Raw genomic sequence first — 26,487 nt, forward strand, 5'->3', positions numbered from 1 at the left:
CCTCCTCAGTTTGGTCGGGGTGCGGTGCGTAGGCTAGAGTTGCGTGTCGGCCCGGGGCTTCGGTTCCAGGCCATTGGGGTATGGTGTAATTGGCAACACGGCTGATTCTGGTTCAGTTGTTCTTGGTTCGAGTCCAGGTACCCCAGCCAGTCGAAACCCCCCGGTCACCGGGGGGTTTTGCTTTTCACAGCGAGACGGCCGGTGTCTGATTTCAACTAGCCTCCGCCCAGACGGGACAGCTCGCCGAGGCGCGCAAACCTTTTGCGCCCGGAATCCAACCGAACCGCCGTCTCCGACCGTTCCGACGAAGCGACTGTACGAGTGCAGGCCGCGACGTTCTTGGTTCGAGTCCGAAGTTCGATGATCTGCACCCCGCGGTGGGTTCGAGCTGTTTCAGGTCAGTTTGAGAATCCAGAAGTCGGACAACGAAGGTCAATGAGTGCTTGCAACGCTGCTCCTGAAATTCCCAAGTGGAGGCTGGCTCAGTGATGGGTCGATACACACGAAGTCAGATTCCACCGATATTGGCGAGGTCCAAGGGGCGAGCGGTTGGAACGAACGGGCAATGGAACTTGACAGCGGCACGATCGAGTGTGTCGTCAGGACGGCCGTCGATGCTACAACGAGCAGGAACGGCGTTGGCGCGAGGGTGTTGGGCGCGGCCCGGTACGCTCTCGACATGGACGCCACCATCTGGACTGCGGCTGCTGCGGTCGCTGCCGCCCTCGGAGCGATCGTTGCAGTCTTTCAGTTCTTCCGATCCACCGATTCCTACCACCGGTGGACGAGATGGCAGGCGATCCGTGAGAAATCAGACAACCCCGTCGTGGCGGCGTTCGCCGCTCGTGAGGAAGTTGCGGCGGTGGGCGCTCTCGCACGGTCACGGCGCTCGATCCACGTGATGTTCACCGGATTGAACTGGGTGCTGTTGGGATGGGCGATCGCGTGCGGGGCCACCGCCGTACCATTCCTTCTTCTGGACTTCGGCGACACAACTTCCGTCGCGCGCATCATCGGTGTCGTGGCCCTTCTCGGCTTCCTCATCCTGTACGCCACATGGTTTGTTCGAGTAATTGTTCAGATCCCCGCAGCCCACCGGAAGGTGAGGGAGGAACTCGCACCTGCCGGCTCCGCGCCTCACCCTGGGATCGACAGTGCAACGATCTGACCAGCGGCTCGATCGGTGCTGCGCGGCATGAACCGTGCCTGCTGCTGCTCCGAAGATCAGGCGTGCCACGCGGATATCATTCTCGAGTTCGCGAACCGCTGAGGGATCAATCTGACAAGCTGGGGCCGCGCATCACCAGCGGATGCGTTCCCTTGTGCTCTGTCACACAATCTGCGAAGGGGTTGGAATGGACGGATCATCTGACCAGGTCGATGCCCTCTGGCGCTACTACGACGAGCAGGCAACTCAAGCCGGACAGCACGAGAAGCTCCGAGCAACTGTGACCGGCAGGCTGACTGGTATGGCAGCCGCTGTCTTTGCATCGCGGGGGTCGATGGCCTCGACTCGGCCGACACATCGGCCGGCGTGGTCGTCGTCGTGTTGAGTGCAGTGGCGACTGCGCTGAGTTGCAAGCAATATGAGCGAAACCGCTTCCACACCGCGCTCATGGGCAAGACCCGAGCGCAGATAGACGTGTTGGTGTTCCCGCGGTCGGCAAGCAAAACGACAGCACAGTTGCGGGCAGATGCGAAGAAAGAGAACGATAAAGACTACTCGTTGTGGTCGAACGTCAAACTCTATGTTCTCTGGCTGGGCTTGCCCATCGCCATCGGAATCCTCGGGGTATTGGTGATTAGGGCGCGACTATGGCGCGCAACCGCCTGCGTAGGCGGGGCAATCAGCACCGGCGAGTTCTTCGCCCCCGCCCTCGACTGGATCGAGTTCAGCCCCTGACGATGCTGGCGTGACGATCGCGACCACCAGGTGGACAGACGAACACCCAGGCCGGGTCCCACACGGAGACGAGAGCCCGCGGATGCGAGCCGCGTCATCGTGATCGACATCGGTCCAGTCAAGCACGAAAGCCCCAGGGAGTTCGGCCTCAACGGGGCGAAGTCTGCCGATCGCTGGCCTGAGACGTCCGCGGTCGATTCGAGTAGTCCCAGCCTCCGCACGGTCGACGCGAGCATCGAGGCTTGGGAATAGCTAATCCTCTCTCCGGTCGAAGCGCACATATCCGATGCCAACGCGGATAAGCCAACTGCATACTTCGGTCGACAGTGTCCACGGCGCTTCCAGCAGCGCCTCGGACAGTGCGTCGCGGTCTTTCACCTCGGTCGGCGCGTTGGCGAGCGCTTCGCGGGCGCCCTTGATTTCCCAGAACGGATCGGCCGGATCGTCGAGGCGTGCGACGAAACCCTCGACAATTGAAGGCCACTCCCGCGAACCCCACCAGCCGTCGCCGCTGTCCAGTGAGAGGAAGTCGACGGCCATGATCGCACGGGAGGCGTGATACCCAAGGCGAGCGTGCGCAGTCTGTGGTCGTACTCCTCGACGTGATCGAAGTACTCGCTGAGATGCCCACCGAGCTGCTCAGCGACGGTGAGCCTTGTCGGCAGCTCACGCTCGTCATCCATGAACTCGTCGACGATAAGGTCTAGCAACTCCTCGAAGGCTTCCTGCGTGATCTCATCGATCGAGTCGAAGTCGCCCCATTGGTCGCGCCACTCGTCAAGGAGGTTTAGAACGACCGCGGTCGCCTCGCTGTTAACCCGCAGCATCTCGCCGTCCGACATTCGGCTGTCCGGTCCTGCGTGCGCGTCCTCAACCGGCGAGTTGCGCCAGAAGACGACAACTACGTCGATCGCGAACCGCGCGAGCACCTCGTCGACGTCCGCCGCCGTTAGACCGGTGCGAGCGGGTACGCCTCGGCCACGGTCTCCTTGGTGACATCCATCGGCTCAAGCATTGCAGTAAGGAGCCGAACCAGCCGCCACCTGCATGCGAGCCGCGATCACTTCGCTGTCGACCTGGTCGCCGACCGCCGTCCAAGTTGACCATAAACGCATCACAAACCGCTCAGCCGCGACCTGATTGAGCCCGAGCGCACCCGTACCGGCCGGTAGGGTTGAGGCTATGAACACCGCGGAAATCTGCGGAATTCTGCTTCACCGGAGTGAAGCCGCTCGGCCGAGAATGCATTCAGTTGTTCTTGGTTCGAGTCCAGGTACCCCAGCAAGAACCACGATGAACGAAAGCTCGGATGATCCGGGCTTTTTTCATGCTTACCCGCCGATCCCGTCACCGCCGCCAGGGCCCTGGTAACTTTCGATGTTCGCCTGCGCGTCCCGCACGCTCTTGGCCGCGTCCTGATCCAGTCGGTCGACGGGTGAGCCCCGGCTTCCGAACCGGTTCCACAGAGCCACGCCGACAGCCGCGATCACGATCACGCCGGCGATCACAAGCCACGTCACCCAGTCCATGCGGCGGACGGTACGCTCGGCGCACAGGCGCTACAACGCGCGGCGGACGTCCGGCATCGGCACGACACCCCCAAAGCGAGGGACCCCTACCCGGAGAAATTGGTCGGAGCCCCTCGTTCCCCTTGGGTGATGGGCTCGAGACCGCGGCCGGGTGGCGGATGCGAGAAAGCCACGACGACCGCGGTGAACACATGGTAGGCGGGCGGGCGCGGCATCCGGTGCCCCCAGAACTGGGCCGCGCGGCGTGTCGGACTGCGGCCCCGGCCTGGCCTCGCGGTACACGGTCCGTACGAGGGGGGCGGCGAGCGGAGCTCGCGGCTAGGATGTGCCTGCGGCGTGTCTCGCGCCGCGGCACGCATCGATGCAGATGTGCAGGGGGATGACGACATGTGCCGCTGGCTTGCATACTCGGGTGAACCACTCCAACCGTCGACGGTGATCCTCGACGCCCAGCATTCACTCGTCAAACAGTCGCTGAACTCGCCCCTCGGCGCCGAGACGGTGAACGGCGACGGCTTCGGGTTCGGCTGGTACCCGCGCGACTCGGTGGCCGGAAGCGTCCCCGCGCTCTTCCACAGCACCGAGCCCGCCTGGAACGACGAGAACCTCCGCGAGCTGACGCAGGCGATCGAGAGCCCCCTCTTCTTCAGCCATGTGCGGGCGGCGGGCGGACCGCCGATCCAGCAGTCGAACTGCCATCCGTTCCGCTACGAGAACTGGATGTTCATGCACAACGGGTTCCTCACCGACTTCGCGAAGATGAAGCGCGACCTCGTGTTCGCGGTCGACCCGTCGCTGTATCCGTACATCCACGGCACGACGGACTCGGAGGTGCTGTTCCACCTGGCGCTCACGCTGGGCCTGAGCGACGACCCGATTGCGGGCATCACGAAGGCGGTGCAGATGATCGAGTCGGTCGGGCACGAGCACGGCATCAACTTCCCCATGCAGGGCACGATCGCGCTCTCGGACGGCGCGACCATCTGGGCGTTCCGCTACTCGACGCAGGGCAGGTCGCGGTCGCTCTTCCACTCCGTCGACATCGACACGCTGCGCGAGATGTACCCCGACATCGAGCGGCTCAAGATCTTCGGGCGCAGCGCCCGTGTCGTCGTCTCCGAGCCGCTCAACGACCTGCCCGGGGCGTTTATCGAAGTGCCCGAATCGACCGTGGCGATCCTCGACGCAGGGGAGTACCACCACCAGCCGTTCCTCGCCGACGCCGCGTAGCCGGGGGTGACGCCGCGTAGCCGGGAGGCCATGACACGGAGCCGGATGTCCCGTCGAAGGCTGGACACAGACGGCATGCTGGGGTTCCATGGTGATGGAAGCAACATGGTGCCCGCCCTATCGGGCATCACGTCATCCGCACGTTCGCGGGCCTCGGGGGTGAGTGCATGGCCGTGAGGAACATGCGGAACCGTGACTTCGCGGAGACGAGGACGCCCTTGGGAATCCTCGGCGGGTTCATCGGCCTCATCGCCGCGAGCGCGGCGGCGGCCACGCTCGTCGTGGTGGGGGTGACGCCGGCGATCGCGACCGTCGGCATCGCGGCATCCGGCACCATCGGCATGTTCGAGAACCTGCCCGGCTACCTCCAGATCGGCGAGCTCTCAGAGAAGAGCAACATCTACGCGACCCGCTCAGACGGCAGTATCGCGCACCTCGCGTCGTTCTACGACCAGAACCGCGTCGAGGTGGGCTGGGACGCGATCAGCCAGTACGTGAAGGATGCCGCGATCGCCGGTGAGGATCCGCGGTTCTACGAGCACGGCGGCATCGACCTTCAGGGCACGGTCCGCGCGGCCGTCACCACCGCCACCGGCCGTGAGACGCAGGGCGGCTCCTCCATCGCCCAGCAGTACGTGAAGAACGTGCGCGTGCAGGAATGCGAGGGCATGGCCAGCGTCACCGCACTCGACGAGCTGACAGAGGACGAGGTCGCGGCGTTGACCTTCGATCAGCGCCACCTGCTCGTCGAGGAGGAGCGTCTCGGATGCTACGACAAGGTCACGGAGACCACGATCGATCGCAAGCTCAAGGAGATGCGCCTCGCGATCGGCGTCGAGAAGCGGTACACCAAGAACGAGATCCTGCTGGGGTACCTGAACATCGCCGGATTCGGCGGCACCGTCTACGGCATCGAGGCGGCCGCGAACTACTACTACAGCACGACCGCCGCGAACCTCACGCTGGCGCAGGCGACCTCGCTCATGGCGATCGTCAACAACCCGGTCAAGTTCCAGCTCGACAAGCCCGACAGCGAGACCAACGGCGTCGCAAACGGATACGCCGAGAACACCGCCCGACGCAACTACATCCTCACGAGCATGCGGGAGCAGGGGAAGATCACGCAGGCGGAGTTCGACGAGGCGATGGCCACGCCGGTGCAGCCCGCGATCACCGAGCCGAGCACCGGCTGCCAGACCGCAGGCGGCAGCGCGTACTTCTGCGACTACGTCAAGAACATCCTGCAGAACGATCCCGCCTTCGGCGAGGACGAGGAAACCCGCATGCTCAACTTCCGGCGTGGCGGGTACGACGTGTACACCACGCTCGACGTCGACCTGCAGAACACCGCGGAGGCGGCGATCGCGCAGAACGTGCCGCAGACGTACCCGGGCTGGGACGTCGGCGCGGTCATCTCCAGTGTCCAGGTCGGCACCGGCCGGGTGCTCGCGATGGCCCAGAACCGCACCTACAGCCAGGATCCCGCGGTGCTGCAGACCGGACCGCAGTTCACGAGCATCAACTACAACACCGACTTCGACTACGGGGGTTCCCGCGGCTTCCAGCCGGGCTCGTCGTACAAGATCTTCACGCTCGCCGAGTGGCTGAAGACGGGCCACGGGCTGGCCGAGCGCGTCGATTCCCGGCCCAAGAGCGCCTGGGGCACGTTCCAGGACAGCTGCCTCGGGCCGCAGAACTACGACAGCGAGCACTGGGCGCCGAGGAATGACGCCAACGAGTCCGGTGGGAACTACAGCGCGCTCGAGTCGACCATCGGCTCGATCAACACGGGATTCATCGGCATGGCGAAGCGACTCGATCTCTGCGGCATCCGCAAGACGGCAGAGGCGTTCGGGATGCACCGGGCCGACGGCGACCCGCTCGTGCAGAGCGCCGCGGCGGTGATCGGCATCAACGAGGTCGCGCCGCTCAGCATGGCCGTGGCCTTCGCGGGCATCGCGAACAACGGCGTCACGTGCACGCCGATCGCCATCGATCGCATCGTCGGACGCGACGGCGAGGAGATCCCTGCGCCGAAGTCCACGTGCGCGCAGTCGGTGTCGCCCGAGGTGGCCGCGGCGATGCACTACGCGCTGGGGCGCGTGATGACCGGCGGAACGGCCACCGAGTCGAACAGGTTGACAGTTCCGCATGTGCCGCTCATCGGCAAGACCGGCACGACGGACGGCGCCAAGGACACCTGGATGGTCGGGTCGAGCTCGAAGGTCGCCACGGTCGCCGCCGTGGTCAGCGTGAACGGCGAGGCGAACCAGCGCGGGATCAGGTTCAGCAGCGGCCAGGCCGCGACCGCCAGGCACCGGATGTGGCCGATCGTGATGTCGGTGGCGGCCGCGAAGTACGGCGGCGATCCGTTCACGGAGGCGGGGCTCGGGCCGGTGGCGCCGTCCAGTGGTGCCCCGCAGCCGGCCGCACCGCAAGACCAGGCGCCCGAGCAGGGGCCCGGGAACGGCAACGGCAACGGGAACGGGAACGGCAACGGCGGCAGACCGGGCTGAGCGACGACGGCCGTCCCGACGACGAGGTCGGGTCGGCCGTCGCCCCACGACGGGCGCGGCATCCGTCGCGTCAGAAGTCGATCGAGTCGCCCGGTTGCAGCGGCAGGTACTCGCCGCCGCCCTGCTCGGTCGCCCAGCCGAGGCGCGTGTTCGAGAGCGCCTTGCCGGCCTGCGAGAGCAGCATCTCGTGCGTGGGGAACGCGCGCTTCGGCGCGACCGCCATGATGTAGTCCATCGCCTCGCTGATCTTCATCCACGGCGCCCCTGCAGGAGCGGCGAGCACCTCCACCGCGACGCCCTCTGGCACCGTGAAGGAGTCGCCGGCGTAGTACAGCGCGTCGTCCACGAGCACGCCGAGGTTGTCGATGATCGGGATGGACGGGTGGATCTGCGCGTGCAGGCCGCCGAAGAACCGCAGCCGGAACGGGCCGGCCTCGACCTCGTCGCCGGCCGACACCGTCTCGACCGGGAACCCGGATGCCGCGGCGGCGACGCCCGAGGGGCCGAGGATGCGCACGTCGGGATTCGCGGCGATGATGCGCCGGAGCTGCTCGGGCGTCCAGTGGTCGTCATGCTCGTGGGTGATGACGATGGCGACGGCGCCCGCCGACTCGGTGATGGGCGTGGTGAACTTGCCAGGGTCGATGTAGAGCTTGTCGCCCGAGTCGTCGACGACGAGTGCGGCGTGTTCGAGCTTCGTGAGTCGCATGCGTCGAGCCAACACCGCCCGCCGGTCGGCACGCAAGCCCGGCGCCTGCCAGAATCGCTCCATGATCCGAGCCCCCCTGCGCCTCCTCGTGGCCGTCAACCCGGCGGCCTCGTTCGGTCGCAACCGCGCGGTCGGTCCCGCGGTCGCGGAGCGCCTGGTGGCCGAGGGCTACGAGGTGTCGATGCTCCGCGAGGCGAACTTCGAGCTGCTGCGGCGCGAGACCGAGTCGGCGTTCGCGCAGGGCACCGACGGTCTCGTGGTCGTCGGCGGCGACGGAATGGTCTCGCTCGGCGTGAACCTCGTGGCGCAGACGGGCGTCCCGCTCGGCATCGTCGCGGCCGGCACGGGCAACGACCTCGCTCGCGGGCTCGGCATCCCGCACGACGACCCGGCTGCGGCCACCGAAGCGCTCATCGCCGCCCTCGCCCGGGAGCCGCGGTCGATCGATGCCGGCGTGATCCGGCACGGCGAGCTGCGCACGTGGTTCGCGGTCGTCGTCTCGACCGGGTTCGACGCCGTCGTGAACGAGCGGGCGAACCGGATGTCGCGGCCGCACGGCCCGAGCCGGTACACGATCGCCCTGGTGCGGGAGCTCGCCACCTTCCGCCCGCGCACCTACACGATCACCATCGACGGCGTGCGCCGCGAGCAGCAGGCGATGCTCGTCTCGGTGGCGAACAACGCGTCGCTGGGCGGCGGCATGCGGATCGTGCCGCACGCCGACCTGGCCGACGGGGTGCTCGACGTGTTCATCGTGCATCCGCTGTCGCGGGTGGGGCTGCTCCGGGTGTTCCCGAAGGTCTTCGCGGGGGAGCACACCGACCATCCTGCCGTCGAGTTCGTGCGGGGCAGGCGGGTGACGATCGAGGCCGACGACATCGTCGCGTACGCCGACGGGGAGCGCATCGGTGCGCTTCCGATCGACGTCGAGGTGGTGCCCGGTGCGCTCTCCGTGTTCGCCTGACCTGGGCGCGGATGCCGCGGCGGCCTCGATTTTGCGGCAGCCCTGCGCCTGTGTCATACTCTTCAAGTTGTCGATCCGGCCCCATCGTTTAGCGGCCTAGGACGCCGCCCTCTCACGGCGGTAGCGCGGGTTCAAATCCCGCTGGGGTCACGCGCTGACATACGACAACCAACCGAATGCCCTCGCTCCGGCGAGGGCATTCGGCATTTCCGGGGTCGGTGCGGCGTGCGGCATCCGGTGATCCCGTGCCATCCCGTCGGGGAAGGCGCCGGGGCATCCGATAGACTCATCCGAGCGAAGGGGAGTATCCCGCGGGGCGCAGGCCCCGAGCCACGATTCGTCAATACGAGCGTCAGAGACGCCGCTCCGGTCGTGGCGGCACGCCGGGTGGCGCGGTCGGGAGAGACTTTCGGGTCCATCTGTACCCTCGACTCACCCGGAAGGCACCCTGTGCTCGAGCTCCCCGCCTGGTTCGAAATCGGATCCCTCGTGGTCCTCACCCTCATCCTCGTCGCCGACCTGCTCCTCGTGATCAAGCGGCCGCATGTCCCGTCGTTCCGAGAGTCGACGCTGTGGGTCGTGTTCTACGTTGGGCTCGCGCTGATCTTCGCGCTGTTGATGCTCCTCCTCGGCGACGCCGAGCACGCCGGCCAGTTCATCGTCGGATGGCTCACCGAGTACAGCCTCTCGATCGACAACCTGTTCGTCTTCGTGGTGATCATGGCGCGGTTCGCCGTACCGAAGAAGATGCAGCAGGAAGTGCTCATGGTGGGCATCATCCTCGCGCTCATCTTCCGCGGCGTCTTCATCCTGCTCGGCGCCCAGCTCATCGAGAACTTCAGCTGGATCTTCTACATCTTCGGCGCGTGGCTGGTGTGGACGGCCATCCAACAGGCGTTCCTGCACCGCGAGGAGAACGCCGAGCAGACCGAGAGCGGGCTGGTGCGGATGCTGCGCAGGAGGGTCCGCATCTCCGACGACTACGACGGCATCAGGCTGCGCACGACCGTCGACGGCACGCGGATGTTCACGCCGATCCTCATCGTCTTCATCGCGATCGGCACGACCGACCTGCTGTTCGCGCTCGACTCGATCCCCGCGATCTTCGGCATCACCCAGAGCGCGTTCATCGTGTTCACAGCCAACGTGTTCGCGCTCATGGGACTGCGCCAGCTCTACTTCCTGCTCGGTGGCCTGCTCGAGCGCCTGGAGTACCTCAAGTACGGCATCGCATTCATCCTCGCGTTCATCGGCGTGAAGCTCGTGCTGCACGCCCTGCACGTCAACGAGCTGCCGTTCCTCAACGGCGGCGAGCCCTTCGAGTGGGCGCCCGAGATCTCCACGTGGGCCTCGCTCGGCGTGATCGTCGTGGCGATGGCGGTTGCCACGATCGCGAGCCTCGTGAAGGCCCGCGTCGACTCGAAGCGCCGGGGCGCGAAGCTCATGGACGAGGTGCCCCACTTCACCGAGGACGCCGCCCGCCGCGAGCATTGAGGCCGTCCGGCGGGCTCGGTTGTGCACAGCGGTCCGCGACACCCGCCGGGACTTGCTAGCGTGGGGAGGCGGCGCCTGGGTGGGGCGCCCGGGCCGGGGGGCCCGGTGGCAGTTGCGACGAGGAGAACCGTGTCCGCTGATGGCGAGGACATCGTCCCGCTCCCGCGCGGTTCCGCGGTGATCGCACACAGTGCGCAGACCGACGTCGGGCGCGTGCGCAGCGTCAACGAGGACACGTTCCTCGCCGAGGCGCCCGTGTTCCTCGTGGCCGACGGCATGGGCGGGCACGCCCGCGGCGACGCCGCGAGCCGCGCCGTGGTCGAGACGTTCCGCCGCCACATCGAGGCGGGGCGGCCGTCCTCGCCCGAGCAGGTGCTCGATGCGATCCACAGCTCCAACGAGGCGGTGCGCGCCCTGAGCGCCGAAGGCGAGGAGGGCACCGCCGTGGCCGGCACGACGCTCACGGGCGTCGTGCTCGTCGATGCGGGCGACGACGCGGGCTTCCACTGGATGGTCTTCAACATCGGGGACTCGCGGGTCTACTCGTGGGACGGCCGTACCCTCGAGCAGCTGACCGTCGACCACTCCGCCGTGCAGGAGCTCGTCGACGCGGGCCTCATCCGCCCCGAGGAGGCCGAGCGCCACCCCGACCGCAACGTGATCACGCGCGCGATCGGCGCCGACGACGTCGTCGACCCCGACGTGTGGCTGATTCCCGCCGGCGGCCGTCAGGTATTCCTCATCTGCTCCGACGGGCTCTCGAAGGAGGTCGACGACGACCGGCTCGCGCACCTCCTCGCGGGCGAAACCGGTCACGCCGCAGGCCTGGCCGGAGTGCTCGTCGACGCGGCGCTCGAGCACGGCGGCCGCGACAACGTCACCGTCATCGTCGTGGAGTCCCAGCTCGGCTCCGACGGCGACGACGACGACGAGACCACGCGCGACCGGGCGGACTCGCTGTCCGGCGCCGCCGAGGACACCACGCCGCGTACCGGGGAAGGCGAGCATGGCGACGTATCGGCCTGATCCTGCAGCGGGGTGGCTCGCCGCGGTGCGCGGCGGCGTCGTCCTAGTGGCGCCGTCGGACTCCGCTGCCGAGGTCGCCGCGCTCTGGCCCAACCTCGTCGAGTCCGATCCCACCCCGAAGGTGCTCGACGCCCTCGCCGCGAACGGCCTGGCGGCGACGCCGCCGTTCGCACTCGTCGTCCGGGACGCCGACGGCGGATCCGCACGCGTCGTCGTGCGCGGAGCACTCTCGGTGCGCGCCGGCGATGTCACGGTCTCCGGCGTTGGCGTGTCCACGTGGGCGGAGCGGATGGTCGAGGTCGGCGACGCCGAGATCCAGGTCGAAGTCGAGGGCGCCTCGCCGGATGCCGCCGCGGGTCGACTGCCGCTGGTGGAGGGCGTGGTGCACGCCGAAGCCGTGAGCTCGGGCGATCGCGAGCCGGTCGCGCCAGTGCGTATGCCGACCGCGGCATCCGTGCCGGCCGTGCCGGTGGCGCCCGTGCCTGCGGCATCCGTGCCCAGCCCGATCGTGCCGACCTTCCCCGCACCGCCGGCCGCGCTCGCCGAGCAGACCATCGTGCCGGCGGAGGACACGGTCGCCGGCCCGTCGACGCCCCCGCATGCGACGCCGGCGCTGCCGGAGGCGCCCCCTGCCCCGTACGACGGCGACCACGACGGACTCACCGTCGCCAGCGTCGACCTGCGGCGACTCCGCGCCGAGCGGGCGTCCCGCGGCGGCGAGGCCACGCCGGCGGGCGGCGTCACCGTACCGCCCGCGTCGTCGAGCCTTCGCATGCCCGACGGATCGGTCGAGGCGATCGGGCACGAGGTCGTGCTCGGTCGGGCGCCGAGTGTCAGCCAGGTGTCCGGAGGTCGCATCCCGCGGCTCATCACCCTCGGCGCCGGAGACCCCGACATCTCCCGCAACCACCTGCGGGTCGCGGTGGAGGGCGACACGGTCGTCGTGACCGACCTGCACTCGCGCAACGGCACCCACGTGGTCGCACCGGGCAAGCCGCCCGTGAAGCTCCGCGCCGGCGACCCCACTCCGGTGCTGGCAGGCACGGTCGTCGACCTCGGCGGCGGCTGGACCATCCAGGTGATCGGAGCGTGATGCGCCGCGCGCCGTCCACCCCGCCCGAGCTGCCCGGATACACGCCGCTGCAGCTGCTGGGCTCCGGCGGTTTCGCCGACGTGTTCCTCTACGAGCAGCGGCTGCCGCGACGCCGGGTCGCCGTGAAGGTGCTGCTCACCGAGGAGCTCGGCCGTGACACGCGCGCGCAGTTCGTCGCCGAGGCGAACCTCATGGCGCAGCTGAGCGCGCACCCGTTCATCGTCACGATCTTCCACGCCGACGTCTCGGGCGACGGGCGGCCGTACTTCGTCATGGAGTACTGCTCCGGTCCGAGCCTCGCCGAGCGGTACAAGCGGGAGCGGTTCGCGGTCGAGGACGCACTGCGCACCGGCATCCGGCTCGCGGGAGCGGTCGCCACGGCGCACGCCGCCGGCATCCTGCATCGCGACATCAAGCCCGCCAACGTGCTCACCAACGACTACGGATGGCCCGCGCTCACCGACTTCGGCATCTCCTCGAACCTCGAGGGCGAGCTCCCGGTGCACACGGTCACCTCCCCGATCGACGGGTCGTCGACCTCGTCGGGGCAGTCGGCCGTCGGCATGAGCGTGCCGTGGTCGCCGCCCGAGATGTTCGAAGACGAGCCGAAGCCCGACCAGCGCAGCGACGTCTTCTCGCTGGCCGCGACGGTGCACTCCCTGCTCGCCGGGCGCACGCCGTTCGAGATCCCGGGCCGCCCCAACGGCTCGCTCGACCTCATCGGCCGCATCGAGCGCGGCGCGATCACGCCCATCGATCGCGCCGACGTGCCGCGCAGCCTGGCGTCCGTGCTCGCGAAGGGCATGGCCAAGCGTCGTGCCGACCGGTACCCGAGCGCGATCGAATTCGCCCGCGCGCTGCAGCGCGTCGAGCTCGAGCTCGGGTACGCGGCGACGACGATCGAAGTGCCCAACCTCGCGTCGGAGCGCACGACGGTCGCCGACGACGACGCGGATGCCACGCGTGCCCGCGCGGTGCGCTCGGTCGAGGCGCAGCCGCGCCCCGTGCCGCGGGCCGACGAGGACGCCACGCGGGTGCGCGAACCGCAGCAGGTCGACGCGCAGCCCATGATCGATCCGGGGCCGACGCCCGACGAGGGCAGCGTCCTCCGAGGCCCGGCCACCCGGAGCGCACCTTCGCAGCCCGACCCCGGCGACGAGACGATCGTGCGGCCCGTGCGCTCCACGCCGGTGGGTCCGGCGCCGGTGAACGCCACGCACGGGCGATCGCGAGGCGCAGGCGCCGATGCGGTCGCCGTCGAGACGCGCACGGTCGCGCCGCGGCGTTCGCGTGTCGGTTCGGTCGTCGGCATCGCCGCCGGCGTCGTGGTGGTCGGTGCGATCGGCATCGCCGTGGCCCTCTCGGGCACCATGCAGCAGGGCCCGCCCGACCCGACGACCGCACCCTCCGCAGAGGACGCGATCCTCGCGGCGACGGTGCCCGCCCCCGTGGTGGAACCCGGCATCCGCTCGTCCGATGGCGCCAGCGTGACGTTCCCGGTGTCCCACGCCGACCCCGAGGACGGCGACCGCTATCGATGGCACCGAGCCGACGGCTCGGGGTCGACCGAGGTGGCCGACGGGCCGACGATCGTCGTCGCCGACGTGGGCGCCGGACAGCGCGTGTGCATCGAGGTGCAGGTGCAGCGGGGCAGCAAGACCTCGGAGCCGGTGACGGAGTGCACGCCGTGAGGCCGCTCAAGGTGGAGTTCTGCGGGGAGTGGTACACCGTCGAGGAGGGTGAGCCGTTCACGATCGGCCGCGAATCCGACCTGACCATCGACGACAACCCCTACCTGCACCGCACGTTCCTCACGCTGTCGTCGGAGTTCGGGCTGTGGTGGCTCTCGAACGTCGGCCAGCTCCTGTCGGCCACGGTGTCGGATGCCACGGGCAGCGTGCAGGCGTGGGTGGCACCCGGCGCGAAGCTCCCGCTCGTGTTCCAGACCGTGCACGTGATGTTCAGCGCCGGATCGACGACGTACGACTTCACGGTGCACGCGGAGGAGGACTTCTACAACACGTCGCTCACCGCGAAGCCGGCCGACGGCGGCACCACGATCCTGCCGGTGAACCTCACGACGAGCCAGCGGCTCCTCGTGGTCGCGCTCGCCGAGCATGTGCTGGCGCAGCCCGCGGCCGGACGCGCGGTGGTGCCGACCTCGGCGGAGGCCGCTGCACGGCTCGGATGGAGCATGACGACGTTCAATCGCAAGCTCGACAACGTCTGCGAGAAGCTCGACAAGATCGGCGTCGACGGCCTGCGGGGCGGTCGTGGGAGGCTCGCGACGAACCGACGGGCACGGCTCGTGGAATACGCTGTGGCGACGCGGCTCGTGAGCGCCGACGATCTCGCCCTGCTCGACCGAGACGACGCGGGCGCCGGCGGATAGCCGTACCGATCACGACCGTGTTCCCCACGGGTGTCGGATCTCGCGACAGTTGTCAGATCGCGAAGTCGCTGACCTGGGCTTTTCTCGCTGGAGCTGTCACGCCGGAGGGGCGATCTGTCTCAGGACACTTGTCAGGAGCTGGCATAGCACGCAGATGGCCAGCGCGATCGATCTCCCATCCAACCGGCACCGAGTCCCGGCGGATCGCCGCGAACAGCTCGACCTTGCTCCCAGGGCATGCTGCCGCTCCCTCAGACAAGCAGCGCACACCGAATCGGCCCGGCCCGCATGGCCGCCCCGGCGAGCGTTGCACCACCAACCCTCATCGGCCGTTGGGCCAATCTTGACCGTGTCGCAAGCGCTCCTGGCTGTCGGGAAGGGCGGTCGGCCCTTCCGGCTCCTCCCCGCGGAGGTCTGATGCCTACGCGAGACGTACGAAGCCGGCGATGTACTCCGCGTGTGCCGTGAGCGGGACGCCAGCCGACTCCGCCTGCCGCCGCATCGTCGTCTGCGCCTGATCACTGGCTGGGCCGTAGATCTCCCACGCCTCCCTTTCCATGACCTGCCCCGCTTGCTCCCCGCGTGTCTCCGACCCCTCAAGGTGGCGGTCCAAGGCCTCTGCATCGGCGAACAGGTGGACGATCGTCAACCGGGAGTCCCCGCGGTCGAGATAGTGGAGGAACGCCGCTGTCTGCGGCATCTCAGCTTCGAGGCGGCGGACAACCTCAGGCGCCATCCGCTCGTACGCGGCCAAATCTTTTACTCTGAAATGGCTGATGAATACGATAGGTGCGGACATGTTGTCTCCTGGTGACCCTCGCACCGATTATAGGGAGAGCACCCAAGAGCACGCCAGATCAGCCCGTAGGCATGCCCAAGTCCAATCGGTACGGTGTCGGCCAGCACAGCGGCAAGCGCTCTCAGCCGGACGTCAGCACCACGCAAGCTTGGAGTCTCTGCCAAGTTGCGTGGGACCGCTGACAACCTTCAGGGACGACTGTCAACAGGGCTGGGATTCTGACAACCCCCCGGGGAGATGACAACGGGAGCGCGGACCGAGGGCTTGACTCTTCCGTAACGTCAATTGGCAGCGTGGTCGCCATGAATGAGCACAACGTGCCGGCGATCGACCGGTCGATCTATCCGATGCCGGTGTTCGCGAACCTGGTCGTGCGCGATCTGCGAACGACCGAGGCGTTCTATTCGCGCGCCGGGTTCGTGACACTCGCCACGATTCCGGGCCCCGGGGGCGTGCCGCAGTTGGTGCATCTGCGCCGCATGAAGTACCAGGATCTGCTCGTGACGCAGGGTGAGCCTGCTGCCGGTTCGGTCTCGGTCTCGTTCGCCGCAGGAGACGCGGATCTCGATGCCGTGGCCGTGGGGCTTCGCGCGGCCGGTGCGGACGTGGAGGGACCGCTGGACACGCCGTGGTTCACGACGGATCTGCGGTTCACGGACCCGGACGGAAACCGGATCGTCTTCACCGCACCGCGGATGGCGGACCAGGAGCAGGCCCGCGCCTGGGCGGAAGAAGGGATCACCGGCGACTTCGATGCGCCCGACGATGACACACTCGGCGCTGCCTTGCGCTGAGCGACCAGCGCCGATCCCATGGGGAGGTGTCCCCATTTCAGGGGGACACCGGTGCGTGTTACGTTGATCGCCTTCGGGTGTCGCGCGCCCGGCCTTTCCGACGTATTCGTTCGACGGAATCATCCCAGGGGAGTTGAGAGTGGGCACCTTCACGTCCTGGGTACGGGCGCGCAAGCCGGTGGCCTCCGTGGTCGCGCTCGCCATCGCCGTCGGTGTCCCGGTGACGATCGCGGCGCTCCACCAGGGGTTCCCCGTCACCGACCCCGACCTGCGCGCGCGCGACGTGTGGGTGACCAACGGGCAGGAGCTGCTCGCCGGCCGGCTCAACCGCCAGATCGAGGAGCTCGACGCTGCGGTCGCCGCGGCCTCCAACGACATCGACGTGTTCCAGCGCGGCGACGACGTGTTCCTGCTCGACGGGAGTGCCGGCTCGCTCGAACGCGTCGACCCGTCGTTCACGACGCTCACGCAGCGCATCGACGTGCCGCTCGGCTCCCGCATCGCGTACGGCGGCGACGTACTCGCGATCCTCTCGCCGAAGGGCGAGCTGTGGACCACGCCGGCCGGCGGCGACCTCGCGTTCGACGCGCACGGCACCGACCCGATCGCCGAGCTCGGCGCCGACGCCAGGGTCGCGGTGAGCGATCGCGGCACGGTGTTCGCCACGTCCGCCGGTGACGACGAGCTCGTGCGCGTCGACGCGGGCGGCGGCGAACCGGGCGTCACCTCGCTCCCGAAGCTCGGCGCGCACCAGCTGGCCGCGGTCGGCGAGCGGGCGGTCGTGTTCGACGAAGACCGCAACGTGGTGATCGTCGACGGGCGGGAGGTGAAGCTGCCCGAACCGGGGATGCGGCTCCAGCAGTCCAGCGCCGAGCACGATCTCGCGTACGTCGCGGGTGCGGCCGAGCTCATCGTCGTGCCGCTCGGCGGCGGGGATGCCCGCGTCATCGAGAGCGACGCAGCCGCGGGCCCGGCCCGCTCCGCCGACGAAGTGGCCGCGCCGGTGTGGGTGGACGGGTGCGCGCATGCGGCCTGGGCGACCTCGTCCACCTACCTCGCCGCGTGCGACGGACAAGAGCCGGCCTCGCAGTCCATCGAGCAGCCGACGGCCGGCTCCCGGCTCGAGTTCCGCGTGAACCGCGACGTCGTCGTGCTGAACGACCTCACCAACGGCAACGCCTGGCTCGTCGACTCCGATCTCCGTCTCGTCGACAACTGGGAGGAGGTGACCCCGCCCGAGGAGACCGACGAGCTCGAGGGCGACGAGAAGAGCGCCCAGCAGACGTTCGAGGACACGCTCGCCGAGCGCACCGACGTGAACCGGCCGCCGCTCGCCCGCGACGACGACGGTGGCGTGCGTCCCGGGCGCACCACCGTGCTCGAGGTGCTCGAGAACGACACCGACCCCGACGGCGACGTGCTCACCGTCGCCGGCACGTCGGACATCACCGAATCCCAGGGGCGGCTCGAGGTGATCGACGGCGGGCGGGCTCTGCAGTTCACCCCCGCCGAGGGGGCGGCCGGCACGGTCTCGTTCCGGTACACGGTCGACGACGGCCGCAAGGGCGTGGCCGAGGCATCCGTCGACGTGCGCGTCGTGCCCGAGCCCGAGAACGCCGCACCCGCCTCGATCCGGTCGGGGGCAGTGAGCGTCGAGCAGGGACAGCAGATCTCCTGCAACGTGCTCGCCGACTGGAACGACCCCGACGGCGACGACGTGTTCCTCGTGAACGCCTCGCCGACGAGCGGCGACTCCGTTCGTTTCAGCCCCGACGGCTACGTGACGTTCGAACACAAGTCGGGCGAGCTCGGCCTGAAGGAGGTCGCCTTCACGGTCTCCGACGGCCAGCTCACCGCCACCGGCACGCTCACCGTCGACGTCAAGCCGACGGGCACCCTGAATCCCGTGGGCACGCCCGACTTCGTGCAGGTGTTCGCCGGCGAGACGACCCTCATCGAGCCGCTCGAGAACGACCTCACGCCGTCGGGGGCCCCACTCGCACTGCTCGGCGTCGAGCAGGTGCCCACGGGCGCATCCGTCACGCCGAACCCCGAGCGCGGCACGATCGCGTTCTCGTCCAACGAGCCCGGCGAGTACATCTTCCTGTACAACGTCGGGGCGGATGCCGCGGTGAGCGTCGGTCTCGTGCGCGTGCAGGTCGTCGAGCCCCCCGCCGAGGCACCGCCGCCCATCGCGGTGAAGGACACCGCCTACCTGCGGCCCGGCGAGCCGACCTCGGTGCCGGTGCTCGCGAACGACGTCTCGCCGTCTGGGCGGGTGCTCGCCGTGCAGTCGGCCGACGACACCGAGACCGAGGATCTCGTCTCGGTCGAGATCCTCACGAACACCGTCGCGCGGGTCACCGCGTCCGAGGCGCTCGACCGCCAGTTGCAGTTCAGCTACACGATCTCCGACGGCGTGAACACGGCGACGGCGACCGTGACGGTCGTGCCCGTGCCGCCGCTCGTGCACCATCAGCCGCCCGTGGCCGTCGACGACGCCGTGAACGTGCGCGCGGGCGACATCGCCACCGTGCCCGTGCTCGCGAACGACTACCACCCCGACTCGACCGCGCTCCACGTGCTTCCCGAGCTCGCAGACACGGGCTCACTGCAGGGGCTGGCATTCGTCGACGACGACGAGGTGCGGTACCAGGCGCCCGACGAGCCCGGCACGTACACCGCCGTGTACACGATCGGCGACGACTTCGAGCAGACCGCCCGCGCGAACGTGACGTTCACGGTGGTGGCCGAGGACGCCGGCGAGAACCGCCCACCGCTGCCGACGCCGCTCACCTCGCGCACGTTCGCGGGCTCTGCGGTCTCGATCGACATCCCGCTCGACGGACTCGACCCCGACGGCGACTCCGTCGTGCTCACCGGCATCACCTCGGCACCGAACCTCGGTCGTGTCGTCGAACGCACGAGCACGTCGATCACCTACGAGGCGTTCGCCGGTTCCACGGGCACCGACACGTTCTCGTACGAGCTGCGCGACACGTTCGGCGCCGCTGCGACGGGGACCATCCGCATCGGCGTGATCCCTCGGCCGGCGGTCGCGCTGCCGCCGAAGGCCGTCGACGACACGATCGAGATGAAGCCAGGGCGCACGGCGTCCGTCGAGGTGCTCCTCAACGACTCCGACCCGAGCGGGTACGGCCTGAAGGCCGTCGACCTGCCCGAGGTCGACGAGGGCATCGAAGCGGAGATCCGCGACCGGCGACGCGTCGTCGTCACCGCGCCCGACCAGGAGGGCGCGTTCACGATCCGCTACGAGATCTCGAACGGCCACGGCGGCGCCGACACCGCGTTCCTGCAGGTCGCGGTCAAGGAGGACGCGAAGGTCCTGCCGCCCACGGCGGAGGACCAGGTGATCGAGCCCGAGGACGTCGTCGAGGTCGACTCGGTGACCGTCGAGCCGCTCGACGACGCCACCAACCCCGGCGGCCTCGTCGACGACCTCGTCGTCACCGTGGAGGGGCCGAACGCCGGCCGCGCCGAGGTGACGCCCGACGGGCGGATCGTGGTGAAGCCCGGCCGCGAGCGGTACGCCGTCGCCTACCGCCTCTCGAACGAGCTCGACGCGCTCAGCGCGATGGCGTTCGTCATCGTGCCGCCCGCGGCATCCGCTGAGGACCTCGACCAGGACGAGCCCACGATCCCCGCCCCGCACCTGGCGAAGCTCGACCCGATCATCGTGCCGATGAACGGCAGCATCCGATGGGATGTCGCGGACCTCGTGGTCGTGCCCTCGGGCAAGCCCGCGCTCGTGCTCTCCGCGTCCGCCGCGAACGCCCGCTCGGAGGCGTACGTCGACGGGCAGACCCTGCAGTACGAGCCCGCACAGGACTATCGCGGCGAGGCATCCGTCACCTTCGAGGTGACCGACGGCCGCGACGCAGAGGATCCCGCCGGGCGCAAGGCGCTCCTCACCGTCCCGGTCACGGTCGGCGACCCGAACTTCGAGGACACCCCGCCCGTGTTCACCCCGCGCGCCGAGACGATCGAGGCGGGAGAGCAGCCGCTCGAGATCGACCTGCGCTCGTCGAGCGACCACCCGAACCCCGACGTCATCAACCGGCTCGGATACGGCAACCTGCAAGGCACGACCGCGGACATCCAGGCGTCGATCGACGGCGGCGTCCTGCGGGTCTCCGCGCCGCTCGGCGTGCAGCCCGGCACGGCAACGCGGCTCACCTTCGACGTGACGTTCAACGAGTTCACGGTGCCGGGCTACGTCGACGTCAAGGTCGTCTCTTCGACCCGGGCGAAAGCCCAGGCGGTCGATGACGGCCCGATCTACCTGACCCGGAGCGACTCGGCGACGATCGACGTGCTCGCGAACGACTTCAACCCGTTCCCCGAGGTGCCGCTCCGGGTGATCGGCGCCCAGGTCGACCAGCTCGACGTGGGCTCGGCGGCATCCGCGAGCTTCACGGCGTCGGATGTCACGGTGCGCACCGGTGCCGCGTTCACGGGCACGCTGAGCGTCATCTACCGTATCCAGGACGCGACGAAGGATCCGGCGCGCGAGACGCAGGGGCGCGTCACGGTGATCGTCCGCGACCGACCCGACAAACCGAGCGCCCCGTTCGCGACGGCCGGCGACGCATACGCGGACGTGCGCTGGCAGGCGCCCGCGCCGAACAACTCGGCGATCACCGGCTACGAGGTGAACTACAACGGCCAGACTGCGACGTACGGCGCCGGGGCCGCGGGCATCACCCAGCGCATCAGCGGACTGACCAACGGCACTGCGTACACCTTCACCGTGCGAGCGATCAACGAGATCGGTGCATCCGATTGGTCGGCGGGCACGACCGTGACACCCTACGGCACGCCGACGGCTCCGCAGAACGTGTCGATCAGCTCCTCCGGCTACGCGCCGGCGGACCTGACCATGACCTGGGATGCGCCGGCGTCGACGGGCGGCGGCTCGGTCCGCTATCAATGGCGGCTGAACGGCGGCGCGTGGAACGACACGACCAGCAGGTCCGCGAGTGTCAGCAACCGCGGCGCAGGCACGTACACGGTCGACGTGCGCGCGATCAACAATGGCAGCGACCAAGTCGGCCCCATCGCCTCCGACTCCGTCGGCGTGAGCGACCCGCCGTTGCCGCCCACATCGGTCGACCTGACGAAGAGCGGGAGTGCCGCTGGCGAGTCCGGCTGCACGAGCGGCCGATGCTGGTACTACCACGTCGAGGTGACCAACTTCCCCGAGAGCGGCAGCTTCCCGCTCCGCATGTACTGCAACGGCAACCTGCTGCGCTCGACCTCGATCTCGATCGGGGCGAACGGCCGGGGAACCTTCGACAGCCAGACTTCGACCGGCAGCTACTGCGGCTACCCGGGCGTCTGGGTGGCGATCGACGCCTCGAGCTGGACGTACCAGAGCGCGCGACAGGACTGGAATTAGGTAGAGGAGAGAGCGCACCGTGTCAGTGACTCAAGAACAGGCCCTGTGGTTCCAGGACGCCTTCTCGAAGCTCGTCGACAACGTCGACCAGGCGATCCTCGGCAAGCGCGAGGTCATCGAGCTCGTCCTCATCGCGCTGCTCTCCGACGGACACGTGCTGCTCGAGGACTTCCCCGGCACCGGCAAGACCGTGCTCGCGAAGGCGCTCGCGAACACGCTCGACGGCACCAACTCGCGCATCCAGTTCACGCCCGACCTGCTCCCGTCGGATGTCACGGGCGTGACGATCTACGACCAGGGCAAGGGGCGCTTCGAGTTCCACCGCGGGCCGATCTTCGCGTCGATCGTGCTCGCCGACGAGATCAACCGGGCCAGCCCGAAGACGCAGTCTGCCCTCCTCGAGGTCATGGAAGAGGGCAAGGTCACCGTCGACGGTGTGAGCTACGACGTGGGATCGCCGTTCATGGTGGTCGCCACGCAGAACCCGGTGGAGCAGGCGGGCACGTACTCGCTGCCCGAGGCGCAGCTCGACCGGTTCCTCATCAAGACCTCGCTCGGCTACCCCGACCACGACACGGCGGTCACGCTGCTGCTCGACGCCGCCAACCGTGCGCGCGCGTCGAAGGTGTCGCCGATCATCGCGTCGAGCTCGGTGACCACGATGTCGCAGCTCGCATCCCAGGTCTTCGTCGACGCCGCCGTGCTCGGCTACCTGAACCAGATCGTGTCCGCCACCCGCGAGCACCAGGACTCGTCCCTCGGCGTCAGCATGCGCGGGGCCCTCGCCCTGGCGCGCACGGCCAAGACCTGGGCGATCGCGCACGGCCGCACCTACGTCACGCCCGACGACGTGCGGGAGCTCGCCGTGCCGGTGCTCGCGCACCGCATCATCGTCGACCCCGAGTCGGAGTTCGCGGGCGTCACCGCGGAGGACATCGTGGGGCGCGTGCTCGTCGAAGTGGCACCGCCTGCCTACCGGGCGGCATGAGCGACACGACCCGGCCCGAGGCGGCACCTGCGCCGGCCGCGCGACCCTCGCAGACCCGCATCGCGGCACGCGCCGTGGGGCGCTCGGTTGCGGCATCCGCCCGTGCCCTCGCGGGGCGCGCGGGCGCAGCCGGGCGTGCGATCGCCGCGTTCGCAGCGCCCGTCACCGGCGTCGTCTCGACCACCGGATGGCTCGTGCTGGCCGGCGCCGCGGTCGCCCTCGTGGTCGCGTGGGTGTTCGGCTGGATCGAGTTCGCCTTCCTCGGGTGCACACTGCTCGCCGCGGTGCTGGTGTCGATCGCATTCGTCTTCGGGCGCATGCACTACCGGGTCGGCATCGAGCTTCAGCCCGCACGAGTCGTCGCCGGCGAGCGGGCGCTCGGCCGCCTGGTCGTGGAGAACGCCGGAGCGTCGACGTCGACCCCGTCGCGACTCGAGCTGCCCGTGGGCGCGGGGCTCGCCGAGTTCATCGTGCCGGCGCTGCCGCCGGGAGGCGAGCACGAGGAGCTGTTCGCCGTGCCCACCAACCGTCGTGCGGTGATCGTCGCCGGTCCCGCCGTGTCGGTGCGGGGCGACCAGCTCGGCCTGCTGCGGCGCACGGTGCGCTGGACCGACCCCGTCGAGCTGTTCGTACATCCTCTGACCGCTCGCCTGCGGCCGTCGGCGGCTGGACTCGTGCGCGACCTCGAGGGCGAGGTCACGAAGACCATCACGAACAACGACATCTCCTTCCACGCGTTGCGCGCCTACGAGCCGGGCGACGCTCTGAGGAACGTGCACTGGCGCACGTCGGCGCGCACCGGCCAGCTCATGGTCCGCCAGTACGAGGAGACGCGCCGGTCGCAGCTCATCCTCGTGCAGTCGACCGAGCGCGAGCACTACGCGTCCGACGACGAGTTCGAACTCGCCGTGTCGGTGCTCGCGTCGATCGGGGTGCAGGTCATCCGCGACGCCACCCGCGTCGCCGTGGCCACCGAGGGGCTCGCGCTCCGCACGGCGACCCCCACCGCCCTGCTCGACGACACGGCACGCATCGAGCCGGTGCGGCGCGCCTTCCCCACCGTGCGCGACTTCGTGCGCGAGGCGACGAAGCGCCTGCCCCCGCCCAGCGTCGTCATCGCCGTCGCCGGCTCGCAGCTCCCGGTCGCCGACCTCCGTCCGATCGAGACCCTCTTCGGGCCCGACACCGAGACGATCGCGTTCCGCGCCGAGCTCGGCGCGGTGTCGCGCATCACCCGCATGGCGGGCACGACCGTGATCACCGTCGGCGACCTCACCGACCTCGCGAGGCTCGTGCGGAGGGTGCGTCCGTGACCCGCCTGTCCCGCACGGTCGTGAGCGACCTCCTCGTGCTCAGCCTGCTCTCGCTGCTCGGCATCGCCGGCTACGAGACCGCCTTCGGCGACCTGAACTTCCTCGTCGCCGCGGCCGCCGGGCTCGCGGTCGGCACCCTCACGGCGGTGGCGGGCAGCGCCTGGCGCCTCGGCGTCGTCACGACCGTGCTCCTGGCCATGGCCGGGTACGTCCTCGTCGGCACGCCGGTGACGATGCCGGATGCCGCGCTGTACACCGCGCTTCCGTCACTCGAGGGCCTGACAGGGCTGGTGATCGGCCCCGTCTACGGCTGGGCCGACATCGTGACGATCGGCACCCCGGTCGAGGCGCCCGACTACGTCGCCGTGGTGCCGTACTTCGCCGCGTGGCTCGTGGCCCTCGTCGGCACGATGCTGGCCACGCGCTGGCTGCCGAGGCGTCGCACCGCGCCGCGCGCGAGCGTGCTGCTCATCGGCCCGGTGGTGCTCTACCTGTCGGGCATCCTGCTCGGCACCGATGAGGCGTACCTCGCAGGCGTGCGTGGTGTCGCGTTCGCCGTGATCGCGCTCGTGTGGCTCGCATGGCGTCGCGGCGCCACGGTCGAGGCCGGCGGCGACGGCGCGGCGCGCCTGCGACGGCAGAAGATCGCCGGCACCGCGACGGTCGTCGCGAGTGCGATCGCGATCGGCGCTGTCGCCGGCCTCGCGCTCGCACCGGTGTCACCCGACCGGTTCGTGCTGCGAGAGGAGGTCGTCCCACCGTTCGACCCGCTCGAGTTCCCGAGTCCGCTGTCCGGGTTCCGCAACTACACGAAGGACCTCGCCGAGACCCCGCTGTTCGAGGTGTCCGGCCTGGAGCCGGGCGACGTGATCCGGCTGGCGACCATGGACGCGTACACCGGCCGACTCTGGAACGTCGCCGGCCCCGACGACGTGGGCGCCGACGGCGGCGGCTATGCGATCGTCGGCGAGACCCTGCCGGAGCCGCTCCTCGCGACCCTCGGCAGCGAGCGCCGCGTGGAGGTGCACGTCGAGGGCTACGACGGCGTGTGGCTCCCCACCGTCGGGTACGGCGAGAGCCTCGCCCTGCGCGACCGTGGCACGAGCGAGCGGGCAGGCGACCTGCGCTACAACCCCGGCGCAGGCACTGCGGTGCTGACGAGCGGCGTCGCCGACGGGACGCGCTACGAGCTCGACGCCCGCGTACAGGTGGAGCCCGAGACCGACGAACTGCTCGACGTGCCCATCGCGAATCTCGCGATGCCGGCGGTGCAGAACGCCCCCGACGTGGTCGCCGCGAAGGCCGACGAGTACGTCGGGGAGGCGGTGACCCCGATCGAGCAGCTCCGCGCGATCGAGACGGGCCTGAAGACGAACGGGTTCCTGAGCCACGGGCTCGCCTCAGACACCGTGCCGTCGCGGGCCGGTCACGGTGCCGACCGCATCATTGAGCTCTTCACCCGCACCCAGATGGTGGGCGACGAGGAGCAGTACGCGTCGGCCATGGCGCTCATGGCCCGACACCTCGGGTACCCCGCGCGCGTCGTGATGGGCTTCGCGCCCGAGATCCGCGAGGGCGAGGCGGTCGAGGTGCTCGGCGGCGACGTCACCGCCTGGGTCGAGGTGCCGTTCGAGGGGGTGGGCTGGGTGTCGTTCCGGCCGACGCCCGACCAGGTCGACGTGCCGCAGGAGCAGACGCCGAAGCCGAAGTCCGAGCCGCAACCGCAGGTGCGGCAGCCGCCGCGCGCCGAGCACGACGAGGAGCAGCTGCTCACGACCGTCGAGATCGACGACTCCGACGACGACCGCGACCGACCTTTCGCGCTGCCCGCGTGGGTCTGGGTCACCGTGGTGGCGGTCGGCATCCCGGCGGGGCTCGTGTTCCTGCCCATGCTCGTGGTCGCCCTCGTGAAGGGCGCCCGCCGGCGGTGGCGGAAGCGCGGCGCCAACGACCGCCGGGCGGCCGGCGCCTGGGAGGAGCTCGTCGACCGGTACGCGGAGCTCGGATTCGAGCCGCCGGCGCAGGGCACTCGCCTCCAGTCGGCGCGCGCCCTCGAACGACAGGTCGACGAGCAGGGGCTCACGGCGTCCGCCGTACTCGCGACGCCCATGGCGGCATCCGCGGCGGCACCCATGGGGCTTTCGACGCTGGCGGCAACGATCGATCGCGACGTGTTCGGCGGCGCCGAGGTCAGCGACGCGGTGGTCCACGACCGTTGGCGCGCCGCGGATGCGGCGACCGACGCCGTGGCTCGGGCCGCCGGTCGCGTCCGACGGTTGATCAGCCGGTACCGCGTGCACGCACGTCGCTAGAGTGGG

At 69.4% G+C, this 26,487-nt stretch carries 20 protein-coding genes and 2 tRNA genes; 18 read left to right on the top strand and 4 right to left on the bottom strand.

The features are described 5' to 3' along the window. Window positions 1–74: 74 nt before the first annotated feature. The 4 genes from ASG80_RS08860 to ASG80_RS08870 all read left to right on the top strand — a co-directional run bounded on the left by ASG80_RS08860 (window position 75) and on the right by ASG80_RS08870 (window position 1,903). Window positions 75–149: transfer RNA gene (locus ASG80_RS08860), tRNA-Gln, on the top strand. 416 nt (window positions 150–565) lie between these two features. Beyond that, a complete protein-coding gene (locus ASG80_RS08865; protein WP_056729817.1) occupies window positions 566–1,168 on the top strand; it encodes a hypothetical protein in 603 nt (200 codons plus the stop codon). 15 nt (window positions 1,169–1,183) lie between these two features. Beyond that, window positions 1,184–1,270 carry a hypothetical protein gene (locus ASG80_RS24875; RefSeq protein ID WP_369816239.1) on the top strand — a complete coding sequence of 29 codons (87 nt, stop codon included), beginning with the start codon at window positions 1,184–1,186 and terminating at the stop codon, window positions 1,268–1,270. Between the two features lie 264 nt (window positions 1,271–1,534). Beyond that, on the top strand, window positions 1,535–1,903 hold the full coding sequence (locus ASG80_RS08870; RefSeq protein ID WP_056729818.1) for a hypothetical protein: 369 nt from the start codon (window positions 1,535–1,537) through the stop codon (window positions 1,901–1,903). A gap of 252 nt (window positions 1,904–2,155) precedes the next feature. On the opposite strand, the gene ASG80_RS23500 is transcribed toward ASG80_RS08870, so the two are convergent. Together ASG80_RS23500 and ASG80_RS08880 are read right to left on the bottom strand one after the other, a co-directional pair. After that, window positions 2,156–2,443 carry a hypothetical protein gene (locus ASG80_RS23500; RefSeq protein ID WP_156401733.1) on the bottom strand — a complete coding sequence of 96 codons (288 nt, stop codon included), beginning with the start codon at window positions 2,441–2,443 and terminating at the stop codon, window positions 2,156–2,158. A 791-nt stretch (window positions 2,444–3,234) separates the two neighbouring features. After that, the gene (locus tag ASG80_RS08880) at window positions 3,235–3,432 is read right to left on the bottom strand and encodes a hypothetical protein (protein WP_056729820.1); all 198 of its coding nucleotides are present in this window, start codon (window positions 3,430–3,432) and stop codon (window positions 3,235–3,237) included. A 387-nt stretch (window positions 3,433–3,819) separates the two neighbouring features. Between ASG80_RS08880 and ASG80_RS08885 the strand changes: the two genes are divergently transcribed. Together ASG80_RS08885 and ASG80_RS08890 are read left to right on the top strand one after the other, a co-directional pair. Beyond that, the gene (locus tag ASG80_RS08885; RefSeq protein WP_056729850.1) at window positions 3,820–4,662 is read left to right on the top strand and encodes a class II glutamine amidotransferase; all 843 of its coding nucleotides are present in this window, start codon (window positions 3,820–3,822) and stop codon (window positions 4,660–4,662) included. Window positions 4,663–4,829: 167 nt separating this feature from the next. Beyond that, entirely contained in the window at window positions 4,830–7,178 is a 2,349-nt protein-coding gene (locus tag ASG80_RS08890; protein ID WP_082590008.1) for a transglycosylase domain-containing protein, read from the top strand. A gap of 70 nt (window positions 7,179–7,248) precedes the next feature. Here ASG80_RS08890 and ASG80_RS08895 read toward each other — a convergent pair whose 3' ends face one another. Next, on the bottom strand, window positions 7,249–7,887 hold the full coding sequence (locus tag ASG80_RS08895) for an MBL fold metallo-hydrolase (RefSeq protein WP_056729851.1): 639 nt from the start codon (window positions 7,885–7,887) through the stop codon (window positions 7,249–7,251). Between the two features lie 61 nt (window positions 7,888–7,948). Between ASG80_RS08895 and ASG80_RS08900 the strand changes: the two genes are divergently transcribed. The 7 genes from ASG80_RS08900 (at window position 7,949) to ASG80_RS08930 (ending at window position 14,856) form a co-directional block, all read left to right on the top strand. After that, on the top strand, window positions 7,949–8,851 hold the full coding sequence (locus ASG80_RS08900; RefSeq protein WP_056729822.1) for a diacylglycerol kinase family protein: 903 nt from the start codon (window positions 7,949–7,951) through the stop codon (window positions 8,849–8,851). A gap of 77 nt (window positions 8,852–8,928) precedes the next feature. After that, window positions 8,929–9,001: transfer RNA gene (locus tag ASG80_RS08905), tRNA-Glu, on the top strand. Between the two features lie 300 nt (window positions 9,002–9,301). Next, window positions 9,302–10,345 (top strand): TerC/Alx family metal homeostasis membrane protein, encoded by a 1,044-nt coding sequence (locus ASG80_RS08910; RefSeq protein WP_056729823.1) that lies wholly within the window; start codon window positions 9,302–9,304, stop codon window positions 10,343–10,345. 129 nt (window positions 10,346–10,474) lie between these two features. Continuing rightward, window positions 10,475–11,371 carry a PP2C family serine/threonine-protein phosphatase gene (locus ASG80_RS08915; protein WP_235508251.1) on the top strand — a complete coding sequence of 299 codons (897 nt, stop codon included), beginning with the start codon at window positions 10,475–10,477 and terminating at the stop codon, window positions 11,369–11,371. Then, complete coding sequence (locus ASG80_RS08920; protein WP_056729824.1) at window positions 11,352–12,464, top strand: FHA domain-containing protein; 1,113 nt, start codon at window positions 11,352–11,354, stop codon at window positions 12,462–12,464. Before ASG80_RS08915 ends, ASG80_RS08920 begins: the two co-directional genes overlap by 20 nt. Then, window positions 12,464–14,155 carry a serine/threonine-protein kinase gene (locus ASG80_RS08925; RefSeq protein ID WP_056729825.1) on the top strand — a complete coding sequence of 564 codons (1,692 nt, stop codon included), beginning with the start codon at window positions 12,464–12,466 and terminating at the stop codon, window positions 14,153–14,155. The genes ASG80_RS08920 and ASG80_RS08925 overlap by 1 nt, the downstream gene beginning before the upstream one ends. After that, window positions 14,143–14,856 (top strand): hypothetical protein, encoded by a 714-nt coding sequence (locus ASG80_RS08930; RefSeq protein WP_056729826.1) that lies wholly within the window; start codon window positions 14,143–14,145, stop codon window positions 14,854–14,856. The genes ASG80_RS08925 and ASG80_RS08930 overlap by 13 nt, the downstream gene beginning before the upstream one ends. Before the next feature lie 421 nt (window positions 14,857–15,277). Here the strand turns inward: ASG80_RS08930 and ASG80_RS08935 are convergent, their stop codons facing one another. After that, window positions 15,278–15,655 carry a hypothetical protein gene (locus ASG80_RS08935; RefSeq protein WP_056729827.1) on the bottom strand — a complete coding sequence of 126 codons (378 nt, stop codon included), beginning with the start codon at window positions 15,653–15,655 and terminating at the stop codon, window positions 15,278–15,280. A 302-nt stretch (window positions 15,656–15,957) separates the two neighbouring features. On the opposite strand from ASG80_RS08935, the gene ASG80_RS08940 reads away from it, so the two are divergent. The 5 genes from ASG80_RS08940 to ASG80_RS08960 all read left to right on the top strand — a co-directional run bounded on the left by ASG80_RS08940 (window position 15,958) and on the right by ASG80_RS08960 (window position 26,481). Continuing rightward, window positions 15,958–16,449, top strand: coding sequence for a glyoxalase/bleomycin resistance/extradiol dioxygenase family protein (locus tag ASG80_RS08940; protein WP_056729853.1), 492 nt, complete (start codon window positions 15,958–15,960; stop codon window positions 16,447–16,449). Window positions 16,450–16,588: 139 nt separating this feature from the next. After that, complete coding sequence (locus ASG80_RS08945; RefSeq protein WP_056729828.1) at window positions 16,589–21,868, top strand: Ig-like domain-containing protein; 5,280 nt, start codon at window positions 16,589–16,591, stop codon at window positions 21,866–21,868. Between the two features lie 19 nt (window positions 21,869–21,887). After that, a complete protein-coding gene (locus tag ASG80_RS08950; RefSeq protein ID WP_056729829.1) occupies window positions 21,888–22,856 on the top strand; it encodes a MoxR family ATPase in 969 nt (322 codons plus the stop codon). After that, window positions 22,853–24,169, top strand: coding sequence for a DUF58 domain-containing protein (locus tag ASG80_RS08955; protein ID WP_056729830.1), 1,317 nt, complete (start codon window positions 22,853–22,855; stop codon window positions 24,167–24,169). Before ASG80_RS08950 ends, ASG80_RS08955 begins: the two co-directional genes overlap by 4 nt. Beyond that, on the top strand, window positions 24,166–26,481 hold the full coding sequence (locus tag ASG80_RS08960; RefSeq protein WP_056729831.1) for a transglutaminase domain-containing protein: 2,316 nt from the start codon (window positions 24,166–24,168) through the stop codon (window positions 26,479–26,481). Before ASG80_RS08955 ends, ASG80_RS08960 begins: the two co-directional genes overlap by 4 nt. Window positions 26,482–26,487: the final 6 nt, after the last annotated feature.

The sequence above is a fragment of the Agromyces sp. Soil535 genome, assembly GCF_001428255.1.
In the GTDB taxonomy this organism is placed as follows: Bacteria; Actinomycetota; Actinomycetes; order Actinomycetales; family Microbacteriaceae; genus Agromyces.

What these genes read in the sequence shown, in the direction of transcription:
- ASG80_RS08865 (WP_056729817.1), top strand. Translation starts at nt 566, where the DNA reads ATGGAACTTGACAGCGGCACGATCGAGTGTGTCGTCAGGACGGCCGTC.
- ASG80_RS23500 (WP_156401733.1), bottom strand. Translation starts at nt 2,443, where the DNA reads ATGGCCGTCGACTTCCTCTCACTGGACAGCGGCGACGGCTGGTGGGGT.
- ASG80_RS08880 (WP_056729820.1), bottom strand. Translation starts at nt 3,432, where the DNA reads ATGGACTGGGTGACGTGGCTTGTGATCGCCGGCGTGATCGTGATCGCG.
- ASG80_RS08885 (WP_056729850.1), top strand. Translation starts at nt 3,820, where the DNA reads ATGTGCCGCTGGCTTGCATACTCGGGTGAACCACTCCAACCGTCGACG.
- ASG80_RS08890 (WP_082590008.1), top strand. Translation starts at nt 4,830, where the DNA reads ATGGCCGTGAGGAACATGCGGAACCGTGACTTCGCGGAGACGAGGACG.
- ASG80_RS08895 (WP_056729851.1), bottom strand. Translation starts at nt 7,887, where the DNA reads ATGCGACTCACGAAGCTCGAACACGCCGCACTCGTCGTCGACGACTCG.
- ASG80_RS08900 (WP_056729822.1), top strand. Translation starts at nt 7,949, where the DNA reads ATGATCCGAGCCCCCCTGCGCCTCCTCGTGGCCGTCAACCCGGCGGCC.
- ASG80_RS08920 (WP_056729824.1), top strand. Translation starts at nt 11,352, where the DNA reads ATGGCGACGTATCGGCCTGATCCTGCAGCGGGGTGGCTCGCCGCGGTG.
- ASG80_RS08925 (WP_056729825.1), top strand. Translation starts at nt 12,464, where the DNA reads ATGCGCCGCGCGCCGTCCACCCCGCCCGAGCTGCCCGGATACACGCCG.
- ASG80_RS08935 (WP_056729827.1), bottom strand. Translation starts at nt 15,655, where the DNA reads ATGTCCGCACCTATCGTATTCATCAGCCATTTCAGAGTAAAAGATTTG.
- ASG80_RS08940 (WP_056729853.1), top strand. Translation starts at nt 15,958, where the DNA reads ATGAATGAGCACAACGTGCCGGCGATCGACCGGTCGATCTATCCGATG.
- ASG80_RS08955 (WP_056729830.1), top strand. Translation starts at nt 22,853, where the DNA reads ATGAGCGACACGACCCGGCCCGAGGCGGCACCTGCGCCGGCCGCGCGA.